The 9,026-nt window shown below is 67.7% G+C and carries 9 protein-coding genes; 3 read left to right on the forward strand and 6 right to left on the reverse strand.

Annotation, left to right across the window (positions count from 1 at the left end):
* Window positions 1-19: 19 nt before the first annotated feature.
* From AC6CH6_RS05505 to AC6CH6_RS05520, 4 genes are all read right to left on the reverse strand, one after another.
* A complete protein-coding gene (locus tag AC6CH6_RS05505; protein ID WP_498254336.1) occupies window positions 20-550 on the reverse strand; it encodes a flavodoxin family protein in 531 nt (176 codons plus the stop codon).
* 93 nt (window positions 551-643) lie between these two features.
* Entirely contained in the window at window positions 644-1,621 is a 978-nt protein-coding gene (locus AC6CH6_RS05510) for a hypothetical protein (protein WP_498254337.1), read from the reverse strand.
* A gap of 5 nt (window positions 1,622-1,626) precedes the next feature.
* Complete coding sequence (locus tag AC6CH6_RS05515) at window positions 1,627-2,157, reverse strand: flavodoxin domain-containing protein (RefSeq protein WP_498254338.1); 531 nt, start codon at window positions 2,155-2,157, stop codon at window positions 1,627-1,629.
* 648 nt (window positions 2,158-2,805) lie between these two features.
* On the reverse strand, window positions 2,806-3,894 hold the full coding sequence (locus AC6CH6_RS05520; protein WP_498254339.1) for a hypothetical protein: 1,089 nt from the start codon (window positions 3,892-3,894) through the stop codon (window positions 2,806-2,808).
* Window positions 3,895-4,192: 298 nt separating this feature from the next.
* Between AC6CH6_RS05520 and AC6CH6_RS05525 the strand changes: the two genes are divergently transcribed.
* From AC6CH6_RS05525 to AC6CH6_RS05535, 3 genes are all read left to right on the forward strand, one after another.
* Window positions 4,193-4,465 carry a hypothetical protein gene (locus AC6CH6_RS05525; RefSeq protein ID WP_498254340.1) on the forward strand — a complete coding sequence of 91 codons (273 nt, stop codon included), beginning with the start codon at window positions 4,193-4,195 and terminating at the stop codon, window positions 4,463-4,465.
* A 574-nt stretch (window positions 4,466-5,039) separates the two neighbouring features.
* A complete protein-coding gene (locus AC6CH6_RS05530; RefSeq protein ID WP_498254341.1) occupies window positions 5,040-6,092 on the forward strand; it encodes a ferredoxin reductase in 1,053 nt (350 codons plus the stop codon).
* Window positions 6,093-6,113: 21 nt separating this feature from the next.
* Entirely contained in the window at window positions 6,114-7,274 is a 1,161-nt protein-coding gene (locus AC6CH6_RS05535) for a fatty acid desaturase family protein (RefSeq protein ID WP_498254342.1), read from the forward strand.
* Window positions 7,275-7,334: 60 nt separating this feature from the next.
* On the opposite strand, the gene AC6CH6_RS05540 is transcribed toward AC6CH6_RS05535, so the two are convergent.
* Complete coding sequence (locus AC6CH6_RS05540; protein ID WP_498254343.1) at window positions 7,335-8,228, reverse strand: glycosyltransferase family 2 protein; 894 nt, start codon at window positions 8,226-8,228, stop codon at window positions 7,335-7,337.
* Between the two features lie 178 nt (window positions 8,229-8,406).
* Window positions 8,407-8,784 carry a hypothetical protein gene (locus tag AC6CH6_RS05545; protein ID WP_498254344.1) on the reverse strand — a complete coding sequence of 126 codons (378 nt, stop codon included), beginning with the start codon at window positions 8,782-8,784 and terminating at the stop codon, window positions 8,407-8,409.
* Window positions 8,785-9,026: the final 242 nt, after the last annotated feature.

A 9,026-nucleotide genomic window follows, 5' to 3' on the forward strand; every position in this document is an offset into this window, starting at 1 on the left:
CTGCGCCGTGGAGAGGGGTCTAGGGCTGGGCCGGTCGGATCGTGGCGGCCAGCTCGGCTCCCCACTGGCGGGCACGGGTTTCTTCTTCGGGCAGCAACCGGTTGTCGGCGGAGACCAGGAAGCTCTCTGGCTCGGCGATCAGGGTGAATCCGTACTGGTGGAGGGCTTTGGCGATCTTCTGGCTCGCCCGACCGGTCAGTACCGCCGGGCCTTTCGCCCGGCTGTCGAAGGCCGCCGCCCGACCACCGTGGGTATCCAGTGTTCCCAGCCATTCCCGGACCCCTGCGCCCGGGGCCGACGGGTCGACCTCGAGGCCGCGTCCGGGGGCGTCCTGGACGGCCGCCTGACGGGTGGATGCCCGGCTGAGCCCGTGCACGTGGGTGGGGGCGCCCACCACCAGCACGTCCTCCGGGTCGAGTCCACGCTCTTGCGCCGCCTCGACGGAGACGACGTCGGCCGGGACGCCGGCCGCGGTCAGTCCTTGGCCAATCGCCCCGGCGATCCGGTGGGTGTTGCCGTACATGGACTCGTAGACCACTACAACGGTCATCGTGGTTTCCTTTCTGTCGAGTTGCCGGGCACTGGGTGGTGTTGAGGTGTTCCGGAGCTCTGCGCACGATCAGTGACCGCACCCACAGCCTGGTCATGGTGATCCTCCAGCTCCTGTCCGCACTGGTCGATCGGGGCGAGGTGTCGCCGCGGGGACGTGCCGCAGGATCGTCACGAGCACCGCGATCGCGGCCACGGCCAGGACCACGAAGCCGCTCATCGGTCCGATGATCTCCGGGAGGGTGAAGCTCACCCCGGCCCGCAGCTGCAGCACCGTCTGAGCGATGATCAACGGCGCCAGCAGGATCTCCAGCACCAGCAGGGACACCGCGATGAGGTATCCCCGCGGGTCCCGACGCAGGATCAGCACCCCGGCCCAGACGGTGGCCGGGGCGATCACCGCCAGATCCAGGGCCTCGGTGAACTCGGTCGAATACGGGCCCAGTCCCTCCGGGGCCGCCCCCGTGAGCGCAGCCGACACCAACGGTGTCCCCCACACCAGCAGCAGCACCACCGTGCTGGCGAACATCAGCACCGCCGGTCCTCGCCGGGGCGTGCCAGGCGGGAACAGCCGGGCCGGGTCCTGCTGGAAGAAGGCCGCGAAGACCAGTACGAAGGCGTACAGGGCCGCGGAGAAGGCCCCCACGTAGAGCAGGAACAGCCTGTTGTAGGCGATCGCTCCCAGCGCGTAGCCGGCGTAGACGTAGAGGAAATACCCCAGGGCGCCCAGCAGCACCAGCCCGGCCCGGGTGCTGCCACGCCTCCATCCCACCGTGGCGGCCACCAGCAGGGGGAGCCCGGCCACCAGGGTCACCAGGTCCGTGGCCCTGCTGCCGGCGGCGGTGAAGACGGTGTCGTAGCGGTACAAGCCGTCGCCGGAGATTTCTGCGGCCTGGCCCCGGACCGTCTCGACAGGGAAGGGGCCTGGCCCGCCCTGCTGCAGCAGACCCACGGCCGCGGCGATGCCCGCCAGCACCGCGATGAGAGCGCACCACCACAGCACCGGGCGCCCTGGCCCTGCAGAGATCTGACGCTCGTCGTGCTGGAGGCGGTGGCCGGGGTGCGCGCGCATCGCGCTCAGGGGCCTTCCGCGACCGAGGACGACTCCAGGTCCTGGGCGATCTGCTGGGCCCAGGCCTCGATCGCCGACCAGTCACGGTAGTCCCCGAAGTGACCGCCGACAGCTTGGAACACGACTCCCACCCAGCGGGGCAGCTGTTCGGGCCGGCACACACCCGAGAAAACCCGATGACCCCGTGGCTGCACGTCCTCGCGCAGGGCGGACGCGATCCGCTGGTCCTGGGCGGTGCGCGCCATCCGGCGCAGCAGCCGGGGCAGACCATCGGACATGCCCACGCTGAACAGCCACACCGGCCGGGACGACAGGCCCGCGGCGTGGCGGTGGACGAAATCGGCGGCCTCCGGCATCCAGGACTGATTGTGGACCGCACTGCCGAGCACCACCGCGTCGTAGCCGACGGGATTACCTGCCTCCCCCACCGGGGTCACCTCCACTGCGGCCCCGGCATGTTCCAGGGTGATGGCGATTCGTTGGGCTATCTCGGCGGTGGACCCCTGCCAGCTCGCATAAGCGACCAGAATTCGCATTCGACATCTCCCCGGGTTGTTCTCAGCCTAGGAAGGGAGCAGCCCAGCAAGAAATACGTGACGGTCCCCGCGTTCAGGTGACGGTCCGCACCGCAGACACGGGCTCCCCTGCCCCGGAGGACCACAGCCCCCGAAGGGCACCCCGGCCTCTAGGTAGTGACCCCTCGCAGACGACAGCAGGGCACCGCCCACCCAAGTCCTGGCCGGCACCTACTCCCGCTCGATCTCCAGCTCCATCTGCGCCACACCAGCTATGACGGTGCAGGCCAAAGAACCCATCGGGTGGAGGTGACCACCTCTCCCCATCCCTGTTCGGCACCTGCAACCCCGCGCCCCTGCCCCCGCTCTGTTCAATGAGGAACAGCCGGTGTCGCGCCGACCGGCCATGCCCGCAGAGCAACGCCCACCGCGCTTCCCTCCGTTTGATGTCCGACAACCGGCCATATGTAAAACGCAGGACGTTCAGCTGCCCAGTCACCTCAAAATGAGGCCGGGGACGGGCTCATCGTAGGGAACCCCTTGCCCGGGAATCTTGACCGCAACGAGGCATGCTTAGGAGTCAACCGCGCCTTCAGCAGTCCCGTTGCGTTTGTTGGACGCCCACTGTGCTGACCCAGCACCGACCGGGCGATGGACTCGACCGAACCTTCAGTTCTGGTAGTCATCGGCGAGCTGTCGCCGTTCGTGTACTCGCCGACTGTAGGTCGTCTCTCGGATCGACTCGTCGCTATCGAAATTCGACCCCAAGGCCCCGGCCAGGGTGCCCAGCGAGGCGGCCAACCAAGACAGGTGGAGATAGTCGACCAGGCTGACCGGGTGGCCGAGCTGGGAGGCGAGATAGTCACCAGTGATGACCGCCAATCCCAGCACGAACAGCACCAACCACAGGAACATATACATCAAAGCCACGCTCAACCCGACCGTGATGATCGTGGCCGCATTGTCCAGCCCGGCTCGCCACCGATCGGTGGCGTCGCGGAGCCTATTCCACAAACCGTTGTAGACGATCAGCCACGCACTCAGCGCCGCGATCACCACGCCACTGATCGCGGCCATACGGGGCACGGAAAGTGCATCCGACATGTTCCAGATGGACGCATAGAAGATACCGAACGCCCCGGTGGCCGCCGCTGCGGCCACACAACTAGACAGGGCCGACAGCACACGCCCGGGACGGTTGCTGCGGACCATCCCTGACAGCAACCGCAACCGATTCCACCGCCCCGGAAGAACAACATAGGCCACGTCCCCCTCCCGCCCCGGGGGCACCCGGCGCACCGCGCCATGCCCCACCGCCTCCCGGGCCGCCGGGGCGGATGGGAAATCCATGGTCCCCTCCTGCACCGAGCGGATCAAGGCCACCACCAACTTCCGGATCCTTGTCCTGAGCCGGTATGCCCCCAGAGCCGGCAGCGCCACCAGGGCAGCCCGGGCCGCAGAACTCACCTCGCACAACACGGATTGACCATCGTGGACCCGGGGAAGATCCGTCAGATACACCACGTAGTCCCAACCTCGCCCGTCCCGGATCTCACCGGCACGCCCCATCAAAGGAATCTCCCCCTCCGAGGTGAGCGGAAGAGCCCCCGAACTGACCTCCACCTCCCACTGCACCCCAGCAGCACCAGGATCGTCCGACAGTTCCCGGGACAAATCAGCAGCAACCGATTCGGCTACCTTCTCCGGCAGGCCAGGATCGGCCATCAGCCCTATCCTCATCGTTGTTGTCGTGGTCATGACCCCATCATCAAGCACACACGCTCACCCCGGACCCACTTCACCTCATTGCCCCCCACCGCAAGCGCAACCCGCCCACGCGAAGGTTCAGTCCGTCCACGCCCACCCACACATCGGTTTCCCACCTCAAACTCGGTCGCACAGGAATCCCTACAACCTCACCGCCCCCGCTCGGGAATGCCACGAGAGGTCCCAGAGCTGGAATCTCCAGGACCCCGAGGCGGACTCCCTCGCAGAGGCTCCCACCTGATGCACCAAGACCTCCTGACCACACCGGCCCCCATGAAAAGAGAACTTGATGAGTTCCGCACCGAATGCACCCGACCCCACAGACCCCGCCAACAACGACGCGGGCGAAGAGACCATGCAAGTCCATGAGACCGCCGGCGAAGCCCAGGGCGGGTTGGTCGGTGCCGGGGCCGACCAGGAGTTCAACGACGCCGTCGAGCGACGCCTGGCCCGCCGGGCGCCCGAGGGCTCCTCCCCCGGCAGCGGCGCATCGGAGAGCGAGGGACTGCCCGAGCTGGAGGAAGAAGAGGACAGCCCGGTGCGAACCGACAACCCTGAATAGCAGCACAAGCCCGGTCCTCCACCCGGGCAGCCCACCGGTCCGGGTGGAAGGCCCCGATTCTCCTACTCATGGAGAAGTACCCGCATGAAGAAACTCCCGTTCGTCGTCGCCACCGCAGTGATGGGGCGTGTGATGAGCGACCGTCATGAGAAGAAGGCAACCGCCCCGGTGAAGAACAGGAATCGGAACCGGCGGCGCTGAGCAACGCCCCACCCCGGTGGCGCCACTCCACCTGGAGCGCTGGTCGTCGACAGTCCCGGGCCGGTGCAATCTGTGGTCCACCTCGTGGTCCCTACGGCAACGGTCTGCCTTGCTCGCTCACCCGGCCACGGGAACGTTGCCTGGTCTGCTGCGAACGAGCCGGATGGGCAATAGAAGAACCTCAGGGTTTCTCGACGGTCACTGCGGGAAAATGTGGAAGCAGCAGAGAAGTCCACGACGGCGGCAACGCCGTCCCGGGCCGGTCGCGCCCCAGTCCGGCACCACCTTTTTCGTCATGACGCCACAGTTTTCTGGACAGGATTGAGGCTGACAGGACGAGGACAGGCCCGGAAACTGCGCGATATTCTGTCGCATGGCCAGATTACGTGTGCTGTCCCGCTTGGCGTCGGCTTTCACCACCCCACGCTCCCCCGAGGATTTCCTGCGGCTCCTCGACCCGCTGGCCAGCGCCCGGCAGCTGCGCGCCGTCGTCACCGCGGTGGAACCCGAGACCGCGGACTCGGTCACGATCCGCTTCCGCCCCGGGAAGGGCTGGAATCCCCATGAGACCGGCCAGTGGGCCCGCATCGGGGTGGAGATCGACGGGGTGCGGCACTGGCGCTCCTACTCCCTGAGCACCGGTGCGGGGCAGGACCCGGCCATCACCGTGACCGCCATGGGCGCTGTCTCCACGGCCCTGGTGCGCGGCACGACGGTCGGGGACGTGCTGTTCCTGGCCCCACCGGAGGGCGACTTCGTGCTGCCCGAGCACCCGCGCCCGCTGCTGATGCTCACCGCCGGCAGCGGGCTCACCCCGGTGATGTCGATGATCCGCACCCTGGTACCGAGCCGCCCGGACGCGGATGTGGTGCTCGTCCACTCCGCACGCACCCCCGAGGACGCCCTCTTCGCCGAGGAGCTGGCCGAGCTGGCCGACCAGTTCCCCGGTTTCCGCCTCGTGCAGTGGTTCACCGGTGAGCGCGGCCGGCGCCTGGATTTCACCACGACCGCCGACCTCGATGCCGCCTGCCCCGACTGGCGCGACCGTGCCGCCTACGCGTGCGGGCCCGCCGAGTTCCTCGACGCCGCCGAGAGCCTCTGGCAGCGGGAGGAGGGCCAGCTGCGCGTGGAGCGCTTCGCGCCTGCCCTGCTGGCCGATTCCGGCGGGAAGGGCGGCCTCGTGACGTTCGAGAAGTCCGACCAGGAGGTCGAGGCCGACGGTGCGACGACCCTGCTCGAGGCCGGGGAGCAAGCCGGGGTGGCGATGCCCTACGGCTGCCGGATGGGCATCTGCCGATCCTGCCTCGTGCCGCTGCGTGCCGGGCAGATCCGGGACCTGCGCACCGGGGAAGTCCACGGCGAGCCCGGTGAACTCGTGCAGACCTGCATCTCCGGCGCCGCCGGACCCGTCCACCTCGACATCTGACCCCTGCCGAAAGGATGACCCATGACCTCCACCGCGTCCCCCGACCAGACCACCGCCACCGCTGGACAGTCACCCGCCCATTCCCCCGGCCCCGCACCGGACGAGGTCGCCGCCGGGCGACCGTCCGCCGCCGCCCACCTGACCACCGAGCAGGTCGAAGAGCTGGGCCGCGAGCTCGACGCGATCCGCGCCGCCGTGATCGAGGACCGCGGGGCCAAGGACGCGGCCTACATCCGCCGCGTCATCCGGGCCCAGCGATCGCTGGAGCTGGCCGGTCGCGCCACGCTGCTGTACGCCAAGCACAAGCCCGCCTGGCTCGCCGGTACTTCCATGCTGACCGTCGCCAAGATCCTGGAGAACATGGAGATCGGCCACAACGTGCTGCACGGGCAGTGGGACTGGATGCGTGACCCCGACATCCACTCCACCACCTGGGAGTGGGACTTCGTCACCCCTGCCGAGGCGTGGCAGCACACCCACAACGACCTGCACCACACCTGGACCAACGTCATCGGCAAGGACCGCGACGTCGGGTACACCATCCTGCGGATGGACGCCGACCAACCGTGGCGGCCCAAGAACCTGGGCAATCCGCTCTACAACGCCCTGCTGGCCCCGATCTTCGAATGGGGCATCGCCCTCTACGACCTCGAACTCGACCGGGTGCGGGAGGGCACCAAGTCCAAGGCCGAGCTCCACCAGTCGCTGAAGGCCCTGGGGGAGAAGTTCGCCAAGCAGATCGCCAAGGACTACGTGGCCACCCCGGTGGCCGCCGCGGTCCTGAGCGGCTCAGGAAAACAGGCCCTCATCGGAACAGTCACGGCCAACGCGGTGCGCAACATCTGGGCGCACGCCGTGATCTTCTGCGGGCACTTCCCCGCCGGAGCCGACACCTTCACCGAGGCCCAGATCGAGGGCGAGACCCGCGGCGACTGGTACCTGCGGCAGATGATCGGCTCGGCCAACATCTCCGGGTCCAGACTGATGCACCTGATGACCGGCAACCTGTCCTTCCAGATCGAGCACCACCTGTTCCCGGACCTGCCCTCCAACCGCTACGCCGAGGTCGCCGTGAAGGTCCGCGAGATCTGCGCCCGCTACGGACTGCCGTACACCACCGGGCCGCTGTATCAGCAGGTGGGCTCGGCGTGGGCGAAGGTCTTCCGCCTGGCCTTGCCCTAGAACGGCCGTCGGGGCGGCTTCAGCATGGGCCGGGACGCGGATGCTGGTGGGCGCCCGGGGTCAGCTGGTGCGGTGAGCGAGGAGGTCTGCACGATTGATGCGTGACAGTGGAGCTGAGTGTGGGTGCATGGCTCGCAGTAGTTGCAGCGGCCGGTACAGGGATCGCAGCATGATCGCCGGCACCCTCAGCGCCGGGCTGTTGATCTGATGGGCGCGGCAGGTGCGGTCGAAGCGGTTCACGTAGTACCGGAAGTCTTCGGGGGAATTCTCCAGGCGGCGGGCCGATACGCCAGCGACCATGGTGGGGACGTAGGCGATCCGCAACCCGTGCTCGCTCAGGTGCAGAGACAGATCGAGGTCTTCGTGCATCTCATCGGCCTCGTCCCGGCAGACCGTGGAACGGATCCCCTCCCAGGCACAGCGGCGGATCGCCATGTTGGACCCGTACAACACCGGATACCGTTCTGGAGCCAGCCGCAGCGCCAATCGCCGCCCCGCATCGTCGAGTCTCAATCCCAGCCGGCGCAGCGGCATGTCCTCATAGGCCACCGGGCCGGTTGCCGCAGCGACACCCGAATCCCCAAAGGCCTGCTGTACCTGCTCCACCCATTGCGGTGCCAGCACCGAGTCCGCATCGATCCGCCCCAGCACATCTGCGGTGGCGCTGTTCAGCCCGGCATTGCGCGTGGGCACCAGCCCCTGCTCCAGGTTCTGCTGCACCACGATGATGGGGCTCTCCGGGTGCTGCCGCTGCACCCGGGCCACTACCGCCCCGGTGTCGTCGGTGGACCCGTTGTCCACCACGATGATCTGCTCCGCCGCCACCGTCTGATCCAGCACCGCTGCCAGACACCGCTCGATCACGGCTTCTTCGTTGAACGCCGGGATCACCACGGCCACAGACGGCAGACCAGGGCGCTGACAGGGAGACATGTCACCCATGGTAGAGATCATCCCCGCCCATGATCGCCGACGCCCAGCCCTCGATGTACTCCGGACACGACGGTGGCAACAGCAGTGTTCTGACGCGAGGAGAGCCTCCGACACGGTCCTCAGCGGACCTGGTGAGACAGCCCCTTCCGGTCAGGACCCGTAGTCCCGCCGGAGCATCACAGCGGGTGCGGGCCGGCCCTCAAGTGCCGTCGAGGACCTCGAACTCATCGCCGGGACTGAACTCCAGTCGCTGGCCGTCGAGTACGACCACATACCCATCGGCGATGTCCCGGGCCCCGGTGCCATCATCGGCCCCGAGGGTGTAGGTCACGGCCTGGACGTGCTCCACAGTGCCCGTCTTCTCGACTCCCCCGCCACGGATTCGAACCCGATCACCGACATGGCGCCCGATCTGGGAAATGTCCATGGCTTCACTGTCGCATGCGGTGACACTGGCGTCGAGCATCCCCGGATCACAGCCAGCCATGATCAGCCGGGACAGACGGTTCTCAAACGGATGGCTATCCGGCGCAACTGGCAGGTACAGACAGCAAAATCCATCCGGGGCTCCGGACAAGGGTCCTTCCCGCGACCGCCGCCCAGAACTTACCCGATGGAGCCAGGTGATACCCCATGGTGGATTTCTGGATGGCTGGATCGGGACACGCCCGCTCAGGTCCTGCCTACTTGGCACTGAATTTTCCCGGCGACCATGGTGACGTGAGGCGAAGGACCCAGGAACGGAGGCCACGGAGGCAGCGGCACAAAAGAATCGCCACCCGGCCGGAGCCGGGTGGCGATTCCTGGTCGGCGCCGGGG

The sequence above is a fragment of the Kocuria sp. GQ42 genome, assembly GCF_059758435.1.

Bases quoted from the DNA above. Each gene is read 5' to 3' on its own strand.
- AC6CH6_RS05530 (WP_498254341.1), top strand. From the start codon at position 5,040: ATGGCCAGATTACGTGTGCTGTCCCGCTTGGCGTCGGCTTTCACCACC.
- AC6CH6_RS05525 (WP_498254340.1), top strand. From the start codon at position 4,193: ATGAGTTCCGCACCGAATGCACCCGACCCCACAGACCCCGCCAACAAC.
- AC6CH6_RS05505 (WP_498254336.1), bottom strand. From the start codon at position 550: ATGACCGTTGTAGTGGTCTACGAGTCCATGTACGGCAACACCCACCGG.
- AC6CH6_RS05510 (WP_498254337.1), bottom strand. From the start codon at position 1,621: ATGCGCGCGCACCCCGGCCACCGCCTCCAGCACGACGAGCGTCAGATC.
- AC6CH6_RS05515 (WP_498254338.1), bottom strand. From the start codon at position 2,157: ATGCGAATTCTGGTCGCTTATGCGAGCTGGCAGGGGTCCACCGCCGAG.
- AC6CH6_RS05540 (WP_498254343.1), bottom strand. From the start codon at position 8,228: ATGATCTCTACCATGGGTGACATGTCTCCCTGTCAGCGCCCTGGTCTG.
- AC6CH6_RS05535 (WP_498254342.1), top strand. From the start codon at position 6,114: ATGACCTCCACCGCGTCCCCCGACCAGACCACCGCCACCGCTGGACAG.
- AC6CH6_RS05520 (WP_498254339.1), bottom strand. From the start codon at position 3,894: ATGACCACGACAACAACGATGAGGATAGGGCTGATGGCCGATCCTGGC.